The sequence below is a fragment of the Sphingomonas soli NBRC 100801 genome (genome assembly GCF_001591025.1).
GTDB classification, from domain to species: Bacteria; Pseudomonadota; Alphaproteobacteria; order Sphingomonadales; family Sphingomonadaceae; genus Sphingomonas; species Sphingomonas soli.
The window spans coordinates 154,313-172,429 of sequence record NZ_BCTZ01000014.1; the positions used below are offsets into that span (position 1 = coordinate 154,313).

Annotated in this window: 17 protein-coding genes; 10 read left to right on the plus strand and 7 right to left on the minus strand. The window is 66.3% G+C overall.

Annotated elements, in window-relative coordinates; translation table 11 throughout:
• Nucleotides 1–7: 7 nt before the first annotated feature.
• Nucleotides 8–1,576: a peptide chain release factor 3 gene (locus SSO01S_RS11435; RefSeq protein WP_066798819.1), complete on the plus strand. Its 1,569-nt coding sequence runs from the start codon at nt 8–10 to the stop codon at nt 1,574–1,576.
• A 578-nt stretch (nt 1,577–2,154) separates the two neighbouring features.
• Here SSO01S_RS11435 and SSO01S_RS11440 read toward each other — a convergent pair.
• Both SSO01S_RS11440 and SSO01S_RS11445 read right to left on the minus strand, forming a co-directional pair.
• The gene (locus SSO01S_RS11440; RefSeq protein WP_066798820.1) at nt 2,155–3,414 is read right to left on the minus strand and encodes a spinster family MFS transporter; all 1,260 of its coding nucleotides are present in this window, start codon (nt 3,412–3,414) and stop codon (nt 2,155–2,157) included.
• An 83-nt stretch (nt 3,415–3,497) separates the two neighbouring features.
• Nucleotides 3,498–5,855, minus strand: a complete 2,358-nt coding sequence (locus tag SSO01S_RS11445; RefSeq protein WP_066798821.1) for a TonB-dependent receptor — start codon at nt 5,853–5,855, stop codon at nt 3,498–3,500.
• Between the two features lie 133 nt (nt 5,856–5,988).
• Between SSO01S_RS11445 and SSO01S_RS11450 the strand changes: the two genes are divergently transcribed.
• The 5 genes from SSO01S_RS11450 to SSO01S_RS11470 all read left to right on the plus strand — a co-directional run bounded on the left by SSO01S_RS11450 (nt 5,989) and on the right by SSO01S_RS11470 (nt 8,435).
• Entirely contained in the window at nt 5,989–6,618 is a 630-nt protein-coding gene (locus SSO01S_RS11450; RefSeq protein ID WP_066798822.1) for a TetR/AcrR family transcriptional regulator, read from the plus strand.
• A 10-nt stretch (nt 6,619–6,628) separates the two neighbouring features.
• Nucleotides 6,629–7,093, plus strand: coding sequence for a hypothetical protein (locus SSO01S_RS11455; RefSeq protein WP_157073754.1), 465 nt, complete (start codon nt 6,629–6,631; stop codon nt 7,091–7,093).
• A 133-nt stretch (nt 7,094–7,226) separates the two neighbouring features.
• Entirely contained in the window at nt 7,227–7,604 is a 378-nt protein-coding gene (locus SSO01S_RS11460; RefSeq protein ID WP_066798824.1) for a hypothetical protein, read from the plus strand.
• 15 nt (nt 7,605–7,619) lie between these two features.
• Nucleotides 7,620–7,892, plus strand: coding sequence for a hypothetical protein (locus SSO01S_RS11465; RefSeq protein ID WP_066798825.1), 273 nt, complete (start codon nt 7,620–7,622; stop codon nt 7,890–7,892).
• A gap of 60 nt (nt 7,893–7,952) precedes the next feature.
• The gene (locus tag SSO01S_RS11470) at nt 7,953–8,435 is read left to right on the plus strand and encodes a DUF3592 domain-containing protein (protein WP_066798826.1); all 483 of its coding nucleotides are present in this window, start codon (nt 7,953–7,955) and stop codon (nt 8,433–8,435) included.
• Nucleotides 8,436–8,439: 4 nt separating this feature from the next.
• Here the strand turns inward: SSO01S_RS11470 and SSO01S_RS11475 are convergent, their stop codons facing one another.
• Nucleotides 8,440–9,171, minus strand: a complete 732-nt coding sequence (locus SSO01S_RS11475; RefSeq protein WP_066798827.1) for a LytR/AlgR family response regulator transcription factor — start codon at nt 9,169–9,171, stop codon at nt 8,440–8,442.
• Nucleotides 9,168–10,259 carry a sensor histidine kinase gene (locus tag SSO01S_RS11480; protein ID WP_066798828.1) on the minus strand — a complete coding sequence of 364 codons (1,092 nt, stop codon included), beginning with the start codon at nt 10,257–10,259 and terminating at the stop codon, nt 9,168–9,170. Before SSO01S_RS11480 ends, SSO01S_RS11475 begins: the two co-directional genes overlap by 4 nt.
• Nucleotides 10,260–10,477: 218 nt before the next feature.
• On the opposite strand from SSO01S_RS11480, the gene SSO01S_RS11485 reads away from it, so the two are divergent.
• A complete protein-coding gene (locus tag SSO01S_RS11485; RefSeq protein ID WP_066798829.1) occupies nt 10,478–11,401 on the plus strand; it encodes a hypothetical protein in 924 nt (307 codons plus the stop codon).
• 100 nt (nt 11,402–11,501) lie between these two features.
• On the plus strand, nt 11,502–12,419 hold the full coding sequence (locus SSO01S_RS11490) for an alpha/beta fold hydrolase (protein WP_245646739.1): 918 nt from the start codon (nt 11,502–11,504) through the stop codon (nt 12,417–12,419).
• 7 nt (nt 12,420–12,426) lie between these two features.
• Here the strand turns inward: SSO01S_RS11490 and SSO01S_RS11495 are convergent, their stop codons facing one another.
• Complete coding sequence (locus SSO01S_RS11495) at nt 12,427–13,863, minus strand: NAD-dependent succinate-semialdehyde dehydrogenase (protein WP_066798831.1); 1,437 nt, start codon at nt 13,861–13,863, stop codon at nt 12,427–12,429.
• 164 nt (nt 13,864–14,027) lie between these two features.
• On the opposite strand from SSO01S_RS11495, the gene dld reads away from it, so the two are divergent.
• Nucleotides 14,028–15,719 carry a D-lactate dehydrogenase gene (gene dld / locus SSO01S_RS11500; RefSeq protein WP_066798857.1) on the plus strand — a complete coding sequence of 564 codons (1,692 nt, stop codon included), beginning with the start codon at nt 14,028–14,030 and terminating at the stop codon, nt 15,717–15,719.
• An 87-nt stretch (nt 15,720–15,806) separates the two neighbouring features.
• The gene (locus tag SSO01S_RS11505) at nt 15,807–16,502 is read left to right on the plus strand and encodes a DJ-1/PfpI family protein (RefSeq protein ID WP_066798832.1); all 696 of its coding nucleotides are present in this window, start codon (nt 15,807–15,809) and stop codon (nt 16,500–16,502) included.
• A 95-nt stretch (nt 16,503–16,597) separates the two neighbouring features.
• Here the strand turns inward: SSO01S_RS11505 and SSO01S_RS11510 are convergent, their stop codons facing one another.
• A complete protein-coding gene (locus SSO01S_RS11510; protein WP_066798833.1) occupies nt 16,598–17,209 on the minus strand; it encodes a YbhB/YbcL family Raf kinase inhibitor-like protein in 612 nt (203 codons plus the stop codon).
• 173 nt (nt 17,210–17,382) lie between these two features.
• A complete protein-coding gene (locus SSO01S_RS11515; RefSeq protein ID WP_066798834.1) occupies nt 17,383–18,054 on the minus strand; it encodes a glutathione S-transferase family protein in 672 nt (223 codons plus the stop codon).
• Nucleotides 18,055–18,117: the final 63 nt, after the last annotated feature.

Below are 18,117 nucleotides of genomic sequence, written 5' to 3' on the forward strand. Positions count from 1 at the left end.
GGCCGCGATGCCTTCCAACGACCGTAGAACTTTCGCGATCATCTCGCACCCCGATGCGGGCAAGACCACGCTGACCGAAAAGCTGCTGCTGTTCGGCGGCGCGATCCATCTTGCCGGCGAAGTGAAGGCGCGTGGCCAGGCGCGCCGCGCCCGCTCTGACTGGATGAAGATCGAGCAGCAGCGCGGCATCTCGGTCACATCTTCGGTGATGACCTTCGAGCGGGACGGAGTGACCTTCAACCTGCTCGACACGCCGGGCCACGAGGATTTCTCCGAAGACACCTATCGCACGCTCACCGCCGTCGATTCGGCGGTGATGGTGATCGACGTCGCCAAGGGCATCGAGAGCCAGACGCGCAAGCTGTTCGAGGTCTGCCGCCTGCGCAACGTGCCGATCATCACCTTCGTCAACAAGGTGGATCGCGAGGGCCGCGAGGTCTTCGACATTCTCGATGAGGTGGCGAACCTGCTCGCGCTCGACGTTACCCCGATGACCTGGCCGGTCGGCATGGGCGGGAGCTTCGAGGGCATCTACGATCTCGCCACCAATCGCCTGCTGCTACCCGAGGGGGACAGCCGCGAGTTCCACGGCAAGGTCGTCCAGTGCACCGGCACCGACGATCCGCAGCTCGATGCGATCGTCTCGGCCGACAACCTCGCCAAGCTGCGCGAAGAGGTCGAGCTGGCGAGCGTCGGCTATCCCGAATTCGATGCGGAAGCCTACCGCAACGGCGATCTGACGCCCGTCTATTTCGGATCGGCGCTCAAGGAGTTCGGCGTCGATTCGCTGATCGACGCGATTGCCCGTTTCGCGCCACCGCCACACGCGCTGCCGGCCGAACCCGCGCCCGTCTCGCCCGACGAGCCGCAGGTCACCGGTTTCGTGTTCAAGGTGCAGGCGAACATGGACCCCAATCACCGCGATCGCATCGCGTTCATGCGATTGGTCTCGGGCACCTTCAAGCGCGGCATGAAGCTGACCCCTACCGGGCATGGCAAGCCGATCGCGATCCACTCGCCGATCCTGTTCTTCGCCCGCGAGCGCGAACTGGCTGACGAAGCGTTCCCCGGCGACATCATCGGCATCCCGAATCACGGCGTGCTGCGCGTCGGCGATACGCTGAGCGAAAAGGCCGATGTCCGTTTCACCGGCCTGCCCAATTTCGCCCCCGAAATCCTGCGCCGCGTCGCGCTCAAGGATCCGACCAAGACCAAGCAGCTCCGCAAGGCGCTGGACGACATGGCCGAAGAGGGCGTGACCCAGGTCTTCTATCCCGAGATCGGCTCCAACTGGATCATCGGCGTGGTCGGCCAGCTCCAGTTGGAGGTGCTGCTCAGCCGGCTCGAGGTGGAATATAAGGTCGCGGCCGGGCTCGAGATGGCACCGTTCGAAACCGCGCGCTGGGTAAGTTCGGAAGACCCCAAGGACCTGGCCGACTTCGCCGCGCTCCATCGCGGCGCGATGGCGAAGGACCGCGACGGCAATCTGGTCTTCCTCGCCAAATCGGCCTGGGAAGTCGGCTATATTGCCGATCGCTATGCCAAGGTTAAGTTCGCCGCCACGCGCGAACGCTGATCAGGAAACGGACCGGACGCCTTCAAGACGAGGAGAGCGCCCGGCCCGCCGATAACCCGTAAGGTGCGCCCCTCGGGTTGACACTCTTATCGGCCGGCTGGGGCGCGCTGGCGATTCAGGAAAAGCGCGACTCGGTGAACTACCTAGAGACGCGTTAAGTCGGGGCGCAGCCCGAGTCCCCACCTCACCGGTCATGCCAGCGGCTGGTATCTTCTGCGGCTTCGGCGGCGCGCTGTCGCGGGGGACCCCAGCTTTCGCTGGGGTGACGGCGGGGGTGCGGCCGGGGTTGGGAGGCGCGCCATCGCCACCAGCCATCATGCCCGCGAAGACTGGCATCTTTGGCGGCTCTGGCAGCACGCTGTCGCAGAAGACCCCAGCTTTCGCTGGGGTGACGGCGGAGGTGCGGCCGGGGTTGAGAGTTGGGCCATTGCCACCAGCCGTCATGCCAGCGGACGCTGGCATCTCTTGCGGCTCCGGCGGCGCGCTGTCGCGGGAGACCCCAGCTTTCGCTGGGGTGACGGGTGGGGCGGGGTGACGGCCGGGCTCTGTCGATCCCGACCGCCGAAGTCGCGTAACCGCTAGTCGACCCATTCCTCGCGCAGCGGCTTGGCCGCCAGCCACATCAGCAATGCGGCGAGCAGATAGCAGCTGAGGCTGAACAGCATCGCATAGCGCAGCGCCTCGCCCCCATAGACGGGTGCCAGCGCATCGGCGAGCCCGCCCAGCACATAGATGCCCACCCCGATCCCGATCAGGTTGTTGATCAGCAGGAAGCTGGCCGAGGCGGTCGCGCGCATATGCGGCGGGACGAGATGCTGGATCGCGGCGATCACCGGGGCGAGCCAGATATAGGCCAGCGCCTGCGGCACGACGAAGAACAGGAAGGCCGCCATCACCGTTGACGACATGACGCCACCGGCGAAAAGCGGCACGGCGAGGACAAAGGCGATCGCGGGCAGGCGGGCATAATTGCCCCGGTCGCCGCGCGCGACGCGGTCACCGATAAAGCCACCCGCAAGCACGCCGGCGATTCCGCCGAGCAACAGGATCGCGCCATAGAAATTACCCGTCTCTGCCGGATCGAGCCCGAAGCTCTCCTTCATCAGCGTCGGCAGCCAGAAAGCGAGGCCATAGCCCAGCATCGAACTGGCAGAGGCGCCGAACGAGAGCAGCCAGAAGCTCTTCTTGCGCGCGAGGATGGCAAAGACCTGGCTCACCGGGGTCGCGGCTTCGGCGCTGCGCTCGCGCGGGGCCTCACGAACGATCAGCCGGAACAGCGGCGCGATCAGCACGCCCAGCACGCCGACGACGATGAAGGCGGTGCGCCAGTCGATCGATTTGGCGATATGCCCGCCCAGCATCACACCCGCCGCCGAACCCAGCGGAATGCCCAGCGAATAGATTGCGAGCGCCCGCGCGCGGCTGCCCGCCGGGAAATAATCGGCGATCACGGCATAGGAGGGCGCGACGCCCCCCGCCTCGCCGACACCGACGCCGAGCCGGAACAGGAACAATTGGGTAAAGCTCGTCGCCATGCCGCAAAGCGCGGTGAATCCGCTCCACACCGCAAGGCTGCCGGTGATCACCCAGGTCCGGCTGGTGCGATCGGCGAGCATCGAAAGCGGTATCGCCAGCGTCGAGTAGACCGAGGCAAAGGCAATGCCGCCCAGCAGGCCCATCTGGCTTTTGGTCAGGTTCATGTCCTCCATGATCCCGGGCGCCAGGATGCTGAGGATCTGCCGGTCGACGAAGTTGAAGGTGTAAACCAGCAACAGCATCGCCAGCACGACTCCGCGATAGGCGGGGCTGGCGGGCGCGGAAGTTTCGGCAGAGGTCATTCGCGGGCATCCTGAAACAAAAGAGCCGGACGTCTGGAGTGGACGTCCGGCTCGCGAAGTTGAAGCTCTTGGGAGAGAGCGGATCAGAACTTGAGGCTGAACGTGCCGAACACCTGGCGCGGATTGCCGTAGAAGGCGGTTGCGACGCCCTCAAGCCCCAGCGTCGAGGCATAGGTCTTCGTCACCGGGTTGTACGTCAGATAGTTATAGCCCGACGTGATATAGCGCTGGTTGGCCAGGTTCTTGCCATGCACGCCGATCGTGTAGCGCCCGTCCTCGCCAAAGCTGTAGGTCAGGTTGGCGTCCCACAGCGCATAGCCGTCCTGATCGAGCCAGGGGATCGCGGTTTCGAACTGATAGGTCTTGCTGCGATAGGAGACGCTGGTCGAGACGTTGAGACGGCCGTCACCCACCGGCAGATAGGTGCCGAGCGTGCCCGACAGCGTCCATTCCGGCGTATTCTGGATATGGCGCTGGCCGGCGACGTTCACGCCGTTGACGTAGAATTCCTTGTACCTGGCATCGATATAGCCAAGCGAACCGTCGAGCGTGAAGGCCGAGCCGGGGCCGGCATAATCGCGGGCCAGGCGGGCATTGAACTCTGCTTCGATACCCTTGAAATCGGCACGCGCGGCGTTGGTGGTGACGCCGGCGAAGCTTTCGAAGATGCCGTCCTTGTTGGCATCGACACCCACCGATCCCGGGATCTGCACGTTGTTATACTTCGCGTAGAAGCCGTTGATCGCGAAGTTCAGGCTGCGATCGAACAGCGAGCCCTTCCAGCCGATTTCATAGCTGTCGACGGTTTCCGGATCGAAGCCGATGAAATTGTAGATTTCGTCATACTGGATGCCGGGCGTGCCGTTGGTCTCCGGCGCGATATTGGCGCTGCCGCGCGGATCGAAGCCGCCGCCCTTGAAGCCCTTCGAATAGGAGGCATAGAGCGTGTGATCGGGGCTCGGCTTGAAGCTGAGCGAGGCGCGCGGCGTGAACTTCTGGAAGTTGGCCTTGCCGTTGAAGTTGGTGGAGGGGGCGCCCAGCACCGTGGCCGTGCCGCCGAATTCGGGCGAAGTGCCGCCCAGCTTGCTCGCCTTGTAAACCCAGGCGTCGCGCTTGTCCCAGGTGTAGCGGCCGCCCACCGAGATACTGAACTGCGGAGTCAGATCATAGGTGAAGTCGCCATAGATCGACGGCGTCTGGGTCTTCACCCGGCCGGCGGTATAGGCGTTGAAGCCGGGCAGGCTGAGCGCTGCGCCGGTGGTGCCCAGGATCACGTCGAACGCGGTCGATGCCTCGGCGTCGAGATAATAGAAGCCCAGGATGCCGTTCAGCTTCTCGCTCGAATAAGCGAGCTGGAATTCCTGGCTGATCTGCTCGTTGCGATAGACCGCGGGCACGTCGACATCGACGCTGGGCAGCGAATCGAAATCGATCGGCGCGTAGCTGCGGTCCTTGCGCCATGCGCTGATCGACTTGATCGTGATATTGTCGCTGAGCTCCGCGCGCGCGGTCATGGCGAGGCCGCCGCCCTGCACGTCCTGCTTCGGATTGTTGAGCCCGGCGCGGGTATCGAACACGTTGGAGAGCACCGGCGCGTTGGTCAGCATCGACGGGAACAGGCGGTGGCCGTTGCGCGGGTTCGACTTGTCCCAGCTATAATCGCCAGCGACGCGGATCGACATGCGGTTGTCGGGCGATTCGAACTCGAGCGTGCCGCGCGTCGCCCACACGTCCTTGTTGTAGTTCTCGAGCCCGTTGTGGAGGTTCTTGCCGAAGCCGTCGCGGGTCAGCCGCGCGACCGAGCCGCCGAACTTGAAGCCTGCGCCGACCGGACCGCTGACAGTGAGCACGCCGTCGAGCTGGTTGTACGAGCCATAGGTGCCGCGCGCGCTGACGGTCAGCTGGTCGGGCAGCGCCTTGGTGACATACTTCAGCGCACCGCCGATCGTGTTGCGGCCATAGAGCGTGCCCTGCGGGCCGCGCAGCACTTCGATGCGCTCGACTTCATAGATGTCGAGCACCGCGGCCTGCGGACGGTTGAGATAGATGTCGTCGAGATAGATGCCGACGCCGGCTTCGAAGCCCGGCACCGGATCCTGCTGGCCGACGCCGCGGATGAAGGCAGTGAGCGTCGAATTGGTGCCGCGCGAATTCTCGAAGGTGACGTTCGGGGCGAGGTTCGAAATGTCGGTGACGTCGATCGCGCCCTGCGCTTCGAGCTTGGCGCCGGAGATTGCGGTGACGGCACCCGGAACGTCGAGCAGGCGTTCCTCGCGGCGGCGCGCGGTGACGACGATATCGCCATCATATTCGGTCGCTTCCTCGGTCTGGCTGGGGGCGGCAGGCGTGCTATCCTGCGCAAAGGCGGGCGCAGCGACGAGCCCGGCAAAGGCGGCTCCGGCGAAAAGCGCGGTACGAACGGACGGGCTATAGCGTGACATCAGGTCTTCCTCCCCAATTGGACCCGTTCTCAAAGACGGGTTGTATGCGGTTGCCGGACGCTATACTGAAACATGAACCGGGTTTCAACTTGGGATTATTGGGGGAGGATGTAGAATGGCGAGAGGGCGTGGCATGACGGCCACACACCCGCTGGACGCCGCCGAGGTGGCGAGCGCCGGAAAGGCGCCTCGCACCGAGCGCGGACGCCGCACGCTGCGCGCCATCCTTGATGCCGCGGCAGAGGAATTCGGGGAAAAGGGCTTCCACGAGGGATCGATCAGCGGGATCACGCGCCGCGCCGGCGTCGCGCTGGGCAGCTTCTATACCTATTTCGATTCGAAGGACGCGGTGTTCCGCGCGCTGGTGCGCGACATGAGCGAGCAGGTGAAGGAACATGTCGGCCCCGCGATCCGCGCCGCCCAGGGCCAGATCGAAGCCGAGCGCGCCGGCCTCCTCCACTTCATCAAGTTCGCACGCGCGCACAAGGAGATCTACCGGATCATCGATGAAGCGGAATTCGTCGATCCGGAGAGCTTCCGGATGCACTACGCCACCACCGCCGAACGCATCCACACGCGCCTGCGCGCCGCCGCCGCGCGCGGCGAGATTCGCGGCGACATTTCCGAGGTCCATGCCTGGGCGATCATGGGGATGAACGTGTTCCTGGGGCTGCGCTACAGCGTATGGGCCGATGAAGAGGATGCCGAGGACATCGCCGACACGATCGCATCGATGCTGGCGCGGGGGATCGCTGCAGACTAATCGCGCCGCCATGGAATTGGGCCCTGACCTGCGCCGCGCCTTTGCGATGACCGCCCGCGCGATGGCGGATGCACGGGAGGACTGGTGGATCATCGGCAGCGCTGCGGCAGTGCTGCACGGGGCCGGCCTGGATGAGATTGCCGACATAGACGTGATGCTCAGCGTCGCGGACGCCCGCCGCATCCTGCCCGGCCTCGGTGTTCCGCTGACCCCCGGCGTCGCGGACCGGCGCTTCCATTCGCAATTCTACTGCCAGTGGACCAGCCCGCCTGTCGCGGTCGACTTCATGGCTGGCTTCACAGCGCATGGCGCGCCGCTTCGCATCACTACGCGTGAAGCGATCATGATCGGGGAGCATGGCCTGTACACCCCCGCCCGCGACGAGCTGATCGCGATCCTCCACTATTTCGGACGCCCCCAGGATCTGGAGAGCGCCCGCCTGCTGGCCGCACGGAGCAGTTCTCGACGAAACTGAATCCGCACCTTCGTCGTGGAACCGGCATTTTCATCGTGCGGGCGGGATGCGTGATCGTATCGTGATGGCAGGGCGAGCAGGAATGAGCTGGGAGGCATTCTGGACAGTCACCCATACGACCCAAGGAGCGCCCATGACTTCGACGCATCTCAAGCTTGCAGCTGTGGCGATCGCATTCGCCGCGACCGGCCTTGCCGCGACGCCTGCTTATGCCGGCACCGGCTGCAACGGGGTGGTGAACATCTTCGTGTGGGGCTGCGCGCCCTGGGACAATAATAACGGACCGAAATATCCCTATTACAAGAAGCGCGCGACCGCCGTCCAAGCGCCGCGTGGGAGCAAGATCACCATCAAGGACGGCCACGCGATGGTGAACATTAACGGCAAGGAATATCCGGTCGTGGGCGGGGCGGCCAGCGTGGTCTCGGCCGGCGGAGCAAATGTCGTCTCCGCGGGCGGCGGCAACGTCGTTGCGGCCGGCGGGCTGAACCTGCGCGTCTGGGTCGAATAGACCCCGGAAGTGCGGATGCCGGGCAAGCGCCTGCGGTGGCCCGCACGGGCGGCGAGGATCGCCATATTCGTGCTTGTCGAGCTGCTCGGCATCGCCGCCGCCTTCGGCATAGCCGCCATACGATGCTGCGGAGCAGGCGGCCCGGTGGTCCCCCAGGATGCGGGGGAGTGGATCGGCCTCGCCTTGCTTGTCATCGGCCTACTCTTGCTGGGGCTGGCACTTGCCGCGCTCGTCGCGCTGCTAGTCGAAGGCGTGCAGCGCATAGCCGAACGGAGCGCGCGCCGGTGACGGCAGCGCTGGGCGACGGTTCGATGGCCGTCCTGGCCGGCATGCCGATGGGAGTCAGCAATGGACATATTCATCACGATCGGGCTGGGGCTGGCGCTCGTCGGGGCGCCACTCGCCTGGTATGGAATCCACAGCTACCGCAAGCATGGCAGGCGCTACGCCAGCGCCCTGTCCGGCTGGACAAAGACCGCCGCCACGGTGATCGACGCCCGGTTGATCGACCGCGAGATGCGCGACAGCCAAGGCGATAGCAGCCTGTGCTACGAACCGCGCCTCCACTATCGCTATTCGGTGAGCGGCGCGGAGCTTGAGGGCAAGGCAACGGCGCTCTGCGTCACGCCCCTGTTCACGCTGTTCGATACCGCGCAGCAATGGTTGCTGGCGCATGCGCCGGGAAAGCAGATCGATCTCTGGTACGATCCAGCGCGCCCGGAAGACAGCACGCCATTGCTCGACAAGCCCAGCGCGCTGCGTACCACCGCCATGGTTGCCGTCGGCATCGTCTTCATGGTCTTTGGCGGCGCGCTGATGCTCACGCTCTGACCGGTCAGCCTGTTGCGATCGCCTCCAGCGCCGCCGTGCGATAATTGGGACCCACGACCACGTCGCCACCATCGGCGAGCGACAGCACCAGCACCTTGCCGCGGCGGATCGTGCCGGTGACGCGCTCGATGCGGACAAAGGCCGAGCGATGGATGCGGATCAGCCCCGTGCGGTGCAGCCGCTTCTCCAGATCCGCCATGGTGCTGCGATAGAGATAGGCGCGCTCCGCAGTATGTAGATAGACATGGTCCCCGGCAGCCTCGACGCGGACGATATCCGCGATCGGCACCCGCGCCGTACCCCCCATCACCGGTACCCAGAACGCATCGGCGACAGGAACCGGCGTCTGCGGCGGCTGCGGCGACGGAGGCTCGGCCCGCGCGCGGTGCCTCAGGCGCGCACGCTCCATGGCCTTGGCCAGGCGCGGCCGGCGCACGGGTTTGAGCACATAATCGATGGCACCGATCTCGAACGCGTCGATCGCATGCTCCTCATGCGCCGTGACGAAGATCACCTCCACCCCGTCTCCGGCGAGTTCGATCGCCGCCTGGATACCGTTGCGGTGCGGCATGTCGATATCGAGAATGACGAGATCGGGCCGATGCTCGCGCACCACGGTGATTGCGCTGGCAACATCCTCCGCCTCGCCCATAACTTCCACGCCGGGCAATTCCAGCAACAGCGCACGAAGCAACTCGCGGGCCAGCGGCTCGTCATCAGCAATCACGACCTTCATGCAGCATCCGCCATGCCATTGAGGGGAAGGCCGATCTCGGCACGATAGCCATCGGCGAGCGGCCGGCATTCGAGCCAGGCGCGCTGGCCATATTCGCCGGCCAGCCGAAGCCGGGTATTGGTGAGGCCGATGCCGCGCCGTACCTCGGCCTCTACCGGCTGCTCGCTGGAGAGGGGCGCGCCGCCACGATGGCCGCTGCGATTGACGACGCTCAGCAGAGCACCGCCTTCGCCCCGGCGGGCCGCGATGCTGATCGTGACCGCACCGCGCACCTGTGCCGCGCCATGCTTTATCGCGTTTTCCACCAGCGGCTGGAGGATGAAGTTGGGGACTTCGAGGCGGCGCAGTTCGGGATCGATCGCATAATCCACCTGCAGCCGCTCCCCAAAGCGCGCTTCCTCGATCGTCAGATAGGCTCGGATCGTCGCCAGTTCCTGATCGAGTGGCACCAGCGCCGACGGGTTCGACGAAAGCGAGGAGCGCAGAAAGTCGGCAAGGCGGCCGATCATCTCCTCGGCCTGATCGTGCCGTCCCCGCACCACCAGGCTGGCGATCCCGTTGAGCGTGTTGAACAGGAAATGCGGGTTGAGCTGCAGCCGCAGCGCAGCCGCTTCGGCGCGCGAGGCCGCTGCTTCGAACGCAGAGGCGCGGGCAGCGTTCATCCGCGCGGAATCGGCGCTCCGCGAGGCCCAGAGCAACGCCACCGAGAGGAACATCGTCCAGGTATAGAGGATCAGCACCAGCAACAGGCGCTGCGGCTGGAAATCCAGCGCCCATGCCTGCAGGCTCGGCAACAGCATGCGCGCAAGCATGCGCAGCCAGGCCGCATCGGCCAGCGTCTGGACGGCGCCCGCGACGAGCCCCGCAATCGCCATCAGCCCCCAGCGCTGCCACCCTGGACGGGATTCGAGATGATCGAGCAGCAGCCCCAGCCCCACCGATTGCACGATCCCGAGTGCCAGCAGCGGGAGATAGGCGAGGAACATTACGCCATAAGGCGTGCGGCCCTGAACCTGGGCGCCAAGCTCCACCAGGATATAGCCGAACACCCACACCACCGCGCACAGGCGCAGCGCGGTTCCCCGCATGGTTTGGCGCAATAATGCTTCCAAGCCGCTCTCCCCTCACCCCGCATCTGTTTACGGCGGGTGCGGGCGCAACCCAAGCCCCGTTCACCGTACGCCGGGAATATTCGTCGCAGGATCGCGCACTTCGGTGGCGTTCCTCGACATTTCATCGCGCGCCGCTGGGGCAGATGCAACCAGGCGCGCATGATGCCGCCATCATTCGGGAGGGAGCACAGCGCATGAAGACGGCTGCATTGGGAACGGCTGCACTGGGAATCGCGATGGCGCTCACCCTCGCCGCCTGCACCGAACGCGACTATGGAGACCTGCCCAAGGATCCGAAGGAACGCGCCCAGGCCTGCCTCCGCGCATCGATCCTCCACGTCGGCACCCGCACTGAGGCCGGGGACAAAGCGGGCACCGAAGCGGCCACCGCCAAGATGCGGGAGCTCATGGAGGCGATCGACTTTGCCCGGCACTTCCCCGATGCGAAAAGCGATCCCGCCAAGGCATTCGGCACCAATGAGGAGATCGCCAACGCCGCGCAGGCCGATTGGCTGACGACTCTCAATCGGTGTTTCGCCGCTTATGAAATCGCCCTGGAGCCCGAACCGTCGCTGCCCGCTGCGCCGTATGAGCAGGCGCTGACTTGTGCCGCCGCGACTTCGCTAGACAATTCGCGCGGCAAGGCGATTAACCCCAATTCGCGCACCGTGAGCGATCCCGAAGGTTATTACTTCGTCCACAAGGCAGCGAAACTGAAGGGTGGGGCAGACGGCGTGGTGGCGGCGTCGGACGCCGCGATCGAAGCGCTCAAACAGTTGCTAGGAACAGGCGCCGGGCATCTTCTCGCCAAACGCTGCCGCGAGACGGACCCCAAGGCCGTCAAGGGCTCGGCCGCCGCACTCCCGGCGGATCCGCTGACCGCCGGCGCGGTCTGCTCGCCGTTGCTCGGGCAGCTCAAGCAGGGCGGACTGGCCGTAGGGGCCGGAGACACCGAACTGGGCGGCCGCTACGCCGCAGCCGAGGCCAAATGGGATGCCGAGCTCAATACGATAGCGGCAAGCGACGCGCAGATCGCCGCGGCACAGGGCGCGGCTCTGGATTATGTGGTCGCATCGGGGCGTTCGGACGCGGTCGCGGGGCTTTGCGTGAAAAAATGATTGTGGCCGCGGCGTGGCTTGCGCGCTGAGCTTCACAGTGGACGGATAGCCGTGCTCCTGTAATCTTGGCCGGATGCATCCCAATCCCATCCGACGCGCAGTGCCGCGCGATGCGACGATTTCCTATTGGGCGGCGCGCGACGGATGGCCGATCCGGCGCTTCGACTGGCCTGCGGACGCGGCGCGCGGATCGATCCTGTTGATCGGCGGGCGCGGCGACATTTTCGAAAAATATCTCGAAGCCTTTGAGCATTGGCGGCTTCAGGGCTGGTCGGTCACCGCGCTCGACCTGCGCGGCCATGGCGGTTCGGGCCGGGCAAGCGAGAGCGAACTGGTCGGCCATACCGAATCCTTCGCGGCGCTGGTCGATGATCTGGCGGACTTCTGGCGGGATTGGCGGGGCGGCGGCCCGCGTGTCGCCATGGGCCATTCGATGGGCGGCCATGTGCTGCTGCGCGCGCTGACCGAACGCCGCCTCGATCCGGAAGCGGCGGTTCTGCTCTCACCGATGGTTCGGATACGCAGCCCACTGGGGTCGTGGCTCAGCGGGCGGATCGCGCGGAACATGTGCAAGCGCGGCGATCCGGCGCGCGCCGCGTGGCGCCCCAAATCCTCCGCGGGCGCCCGCGCCGATGCCGATGCGATGCTGACGAGCGATTATGGCCGCCTGCTCGACGAGCAATGGTGGCACGCGCGCATGCCCGGCACCCAGATGGGGCCGCCAAGCTGGTCCTGGCTCGCCGAGGCATTTGCATCAAGCGACTTGCTGTGGCGGCGTCGCGATCTGTCGCACCTGACCACGCCCTTGCTGTTCCTGCTGGCAGAGCAGGACCGGCTCACCGTGTCGCGAGCATCGTCGGCCCTGGCACGGCGGCTTCCGAACGCCCGCGTCGCGCAGTTCAAGAGCGCCGGCCACGAACTGCTTCGCGAAGTCGATCCGGTCCGCGACGCCGCCTTGCACGCGATCGACAGCTTCCTCGGCTCCGCCACCGCCAGGGCGCGCGGCGCAAGCGGATAGCGGTTCGCTACGCGATATGGACCGCCTTGGTGATCATATGCGCGGCGATGCCCTCCGGCCCGTCCTCGGACCCGAATCCCGATTCCTTCACCCCGCCAAACGGCGCATCAGGCCAGGTCGCGCGGACCTGGTTGATCATGAGCATCCCTGACTCGACCTGCTCGGCCAGCACATTCTGACGCCGGCCATTTTCGGTGAAACAATAGGCCGCCAGGCCGAACGGCAGGCGATTGGCCTGCGCGATCGCATCCTCCAGCGTGCCGAACGGCGCGAACAGCGCGACCGGCCCGAACGGCTCGTCGTTCATCGCCTTCGCGGCGAGCGGCACATCGGCGAGCACGGTCGGCTGGTAGAAGAAGCCGTCGCTATCCGCCCGCGCCCCGCCGGCCAGCACCCGCGCCCCCGCATCGCGCGCATCCTCGACCAGCGCCTCGATCGATTCGGGCCGCCGTGCATTCGCCATCGGCCCCATGTTGCTCGCGGCATCCAGCCCGCTGCCGATCCGCATCCGCTTCGTCCGCTCGGCAAAGCCCCGCGCGAACGCTTCGTAGATCCCTTCCTGCACATGGAAGCGCGTCGGCGCGACGCAGACCTGGCCTGCGTTGCGGAACTTGTGCGCCACCAGGATATCGAGCGTCTTTTCAAGATCGCAATCGTCGAACACCAGCACCGGCGCGTGCCCGCCCAGCTCCATCGTCATCTTCATGACCGAATCGGCGGCCAGCTTCATCAGGTGCTTGCCCACCGGCACCGATCCGGTGAAGCTCAGCTTGCGCGTGACGGGCGAGGAAAGCAGCCTGCGCGAGACCAAGTCCGGCACGCCGAACACGATCTGCGCGACATCGCCCGGCAGCCCCGCATCCTGGAAGCAGCGCATGACCTCGACAGCGCTGCCCGGCGTCTCCTCGCTCGGCTTGAGGACGATCGAGCACCCCGCCGCCACCGCCGGTGCGATCTTGCGCACCACGTTGAGCGCGGGAAAATTCCATGCGCAGAAGGCCGCTACCGGCCCCACCGGCTGGTGCAGCACCATGCTGCGCATTCCCGCCGGGCGCATCAGCACGCGGCCATATACGCGCACCGCCTCGCCCGCATGGAAATCGATCAGCCCCGCCGCGCCGATCACTTCGCCGCGCGCCTCGGCCAGCGGCTTGCCCTGCTCAAGCGTCGCCACGCGCGCGATATGATCGGCGCGCTCGCGCAGCAGTTCGGCCGTCTTGCGGAGCACCGCCGCGCGCTGCTCGGGCGCCACGGCGCGCCAGGCGACAAAGCCCCGCTGCGCCGCATCCAGCGCGCGATCCAGGTCCTCCTCGCTCGCCAGCGGCAGTTCGGCCTGCCCCGCCCCGGTCGCGGGATTGAGCAGCGTGTGCGTGTCCCGCCCGCCACCGCGCACCCATTCGCCGTCGATGTACATGGCCAAGGTCGCGGGGAAGTCGGTGCTCATTTCAATACTCCGGAATTCGTTCGTGATCGCTCGATCGCTCCCCCCTGTTTAGGGAGCCGCCAGGCCGATTCACAGAGCGCATTACGCGGAAATCATGCGCCCGTCGCCGCGACCGGGCCGCATGGCTTGCCCGATGCCTGCGCACGCGCGTAGCTGTGAGCCAGATGCCATCCGATCCCGATATCCCGCGCCGATCCGATCAGGCGCTGGTCGCCACGCTGCGCGGCATTGTCGGCCGCCGCCATGTCCTGACCTCGGTATCCGCGACGCGGGGCTATCGCACCGGTTACCGCACGCAGCCCGGCGAAGCGCTTGCGGTGGTCCGCCCGGGCTCGCTGGTGGAGCAATGGCGCGTGGTGCAGGCCTGCGTCGCGGCTGACGTCATCCTGATCCTCCAGGCGGCGAATACCGGCCTCACCGGCGGCTCCACGCCGCAAGGCGCATATGACCGCCCGGTGGTGATCCTCAGCACCCGACGGCTCAAGGGCGTGCATCTGCTGGACGGCGGCAGGCAGGTCGTGTGCCTGCCCGGCGCGACGCTGTACGAACTGGAACGCCTGCTCAAGCCGCTCGGGCGCGAGCCGCATTCGGTGATCGGATCGTCGTGCATCGGCGCATCGGTTATCGGCGGCGTCTGCAACAATTCGGGCGGCGCGCTCGTCCGGCGCGGTCCCGCTTTCACCCAGCTCGCTCTATATGCCCGGCTGGAGGCCGATGGCGCGCTCCGTCTGGTCAACCATCTCGGCATCGCGCTGGCGGGCGACGCCGAAGCGATCCTTGCCCGGGTCGAGCAGGGCGACTTCCCCGCAGTCGATCACGATCCCGCACGCGCCGCATCCGACGCGCATTACGCCAGCCGCGTCCGCGACGTCGATGCCGACACGCCCGCGCGCTTCAATGCCGATCCCAACGGCCTGTTCGAAGCATCGGGCAGCGCCGGCAGGCTGGTGCTGTTCGCGGTGCGGCTCGATACCTTCCCGCGCGACGACGCAACCGCGACTTTCTATATCGGCGCGAACGACGCGCAGGCGCTGGGGCGGCTCCGCCGCGACATCCTCTCGGGCTTCGAAGCACTGCCGGTCGCGGGCGAATATATCCACCGCGAAGCGTTCGACGTGGCGGCGCTCTATGGCAAGGACATGTTCGTCGCGATCCAGCGGCTGGGCACCGATCGCCTGCCGCTGCTGTTTGCGATGAAGAACCGCATCGATGCGCTGCTCCGCCGTCCCGGCCTCTCCGATCGCCTGCTCCAGCGCGCCGCCAGCCTCCTGCCCGGCCATCTTCCGCCCCGGATGCGCGAATGGCGCGACCGGTACGAGCATCATCTGCTGCTCAAGATGGCCGGCCCGGGGATCGACGAGGCGCGGTCCTATCTGTCACAAAGGCTGCCCGCCGGTAGCGGCTGGTTCGAGTGCACTCCGGACGAAGCGACCGCGGCTTTTCTCCACCGCTTCGCCGTGGCCGGCGCCGCGGTGCGCTACCGCGAAATCCACCGCGACCGGGTCGAGGATATCCTCGCGCTCGACATCGCATTGCCGCGCAACGATCGCGACTGGTTCGAACGGCTCCCGCCCGAGATCGACCGGCAGATCGTCGCCAGGCTCTATTACGGCCATTTCTTCTGCCACGTCTTCCACCAGGATTATGTCGTCGCGAAAGGCGCGGACCCGCAGGCGCTCAAGGACCGGATGCTCGCTTTGCTCGACGCCCGGGGCGCGGAATATCCCGCCGAGCATAATGTCGGGCATCAATATGCCGCCAAGCCCGCGCTCGCGGATCATTATCGCGCGCTCGATCCCACCAACCGGCTCAATCCCGGCATCGGCAAGACCTCGCGGGCGAAGCACTGGGCGTAGAGTCGCGTTCATTCCGACGGCACCGACGCCGATGCAGCACTGCTGAAAGGACTGTAAGCGGGCCCATGCCGCGCCTAGGCTGCGCGCATGACCGAAGCGCAACCGATCCATATCGCCTTCCTGCTTTTCCCCGGCATCACACAGCTCGACATGACCGGCCCTGCCCAGGTGCTCTCGCGCCTGCCGCATGCGCGCATCCATCTGGTCTCCCGCACGCTTGATCCCGTCCCCACCGACGCGCAATTCGCGCTGTTGCCCACCGCCACCTTCGCCGATGTGCCCCGCGCCGATATCCTCTGCGTGCCGGGCGGCTTCGGCACGGTTGCGGCGATGGAGGATGAAGCGACCCTGGCCTGGCTGCGGCAGGTAGGGACCGAGGCCGAGTGGGTGACCAGCGTATGCACGGGATCGCTGCTGCTCGCGGCCGCCGGACTGCTGACCGGATACCGCGCGGCATGCCATTGGGCCTCGCGCGAGCAACTGACCTTTTTCGGCGTCGAGCCGGTCGCCAAGCGCGTGGTGTTTGATCGCAACCGGGTATCGGGCGGCGGCGTGACTGCGGGGATCGATTTCGCGCTCGCGCTGGTCGCCGCGATCGCGGGCGAGGAACACGCCAAATTCGTTCAGCTGAGCCTCGAATATGACCCGCACCCGCCGTTCGACAGCGGCTCCCCCGAACGCGCCGACGCGGCGACCCTGGCGCGGTATCGGGCGATGGTCGAGAAGTACGCGCCCGGCCGCACCGAGAAGGTTAAGGAGATCGCCGGAAAGCTTGCAATGTGAGACCAGCGGTGTTCGGCGCGCTCAAACGATGGCCTGGTCGGCATGCGGTTCATGGGCCTCGCGCGAAACACTGCAGGTCTCACATTGCAAGCAGATCAGGCAAACGCTGCGCCGACTGGTCCGGCGGACGATTCATCGCCGCGCGAATAGGTGCCGGTGAGCAGCCCGGCGGCGAGGACGCGGCCCGCCATCGCCTCGATCACCGCCGCGCGGCCAGGGCTCTCGGGCAGATCAGGCCCATCCGAAAGCGCGAAAAGCTGGAAGGCGTAATGATGCTCGCCATGCCCGGTAGGCGGATCGGGCGGGAGCCAGCCTTCGCCCAGGAACGAGTTTCGCCCGACATCGCTGCCGTCGGCGCCGCCCGCCCCATCGCGCGCGATCGCACCTTCCTTAAGGTCGCCATCGGGAGGCAGATCCCAGACCAGCGCATGGACCAGAGGCTGGGGCGACGGCGCATCGGGATCCTCGACGATCAGCGCGAGCCGCACGGTCCCTTCCGGCACCCCGGTCCAGAACAAGGGTGGCGAGACGCCCGCGCCATCCGCGGTGAAGCGCTCGGGCAGTCGCGCACCATTGGCGAAGGCCGGGCTGACGAGATGGAGCGTTTCGAAACTACCGAGCTGCGGCTGGACGATCGCCAGCTTGCCGCTGCCCGCGCGCAGGCCGCTCAGCGCCCTTCCGAGCCAATGGGGGACGTGTTCGAGCATCGCCTTGTGGCTATCAGAATGTCCGGGCGGGTGGAAAGCTCCGGGAGGGCTCGGCGTTTGCCATCGGCCGCGTCGCTGGGGGTGCCCCGTCCACCGCTTCGCGGTCCCCTTCCCCCTAAGGGAGAGGAATGAGGGAGTCGCTTTCCCTCTCTCCGCTTGCGGGGAGAGGGTGATTAGAGGTCGAGCTTTTCGTAATCGGCGGGGGGCGGGATGCCTTCCATCCGCTCCGACAGCAAAGGACGGAAGCTCGGACGGCTCTTCATCCGGACATACCAGCCCTTGGCCTGTTCGTGGCTCTTCCAGTCGATCCCGCCGAGATAGTCCGCGATCGAGATGTGCGCGGCTGCCGCCAGATCGGCGAGGCTCATCGTCGCGCCCGCCAGCCAGGTGCGGTGATCGAGCAGATAATCGATATAATCGAGATGCTGGACCGCCGCCTTCATCGCGGTGCGCAGCGCCGTGCCGTCGGGCGACTGCTTATAGACGATCCGCTTGAGCATCCGCTCATGGAGCAGGGGCGCGGTGATCTCGGCATAGAAATTGGTGTCGAACCAGATCGTCAGGCGGCGGATCTCGGCGCGGTCGGTGGCGGTGCCGTTGAGCATCGCGGCCTTGCCCACCGTCTCCTCGAAAAACTCGCAGATCACCGAGGAATCGATCAGCGTCACCCCGCGCTCGGTATCGACCATCACCGGCACCTGCCCGGTGGGGTTCAGATCGAGGAACTCGTCGCGGCGATTCCACGGCGACTCGCGCACCGGCTCATAGCCCACGCCCTTCTCGCCGAGCAGCAAGCGGACTTTCCGCGAAAAGGGGCAGAGGGGGAACTGATACAATTGCCACATGGCCCATGCTTTAGGCCGCTGTTGGCGGATGCGTAAAGCGGGCTTCGCCGCAATCACGGCGAT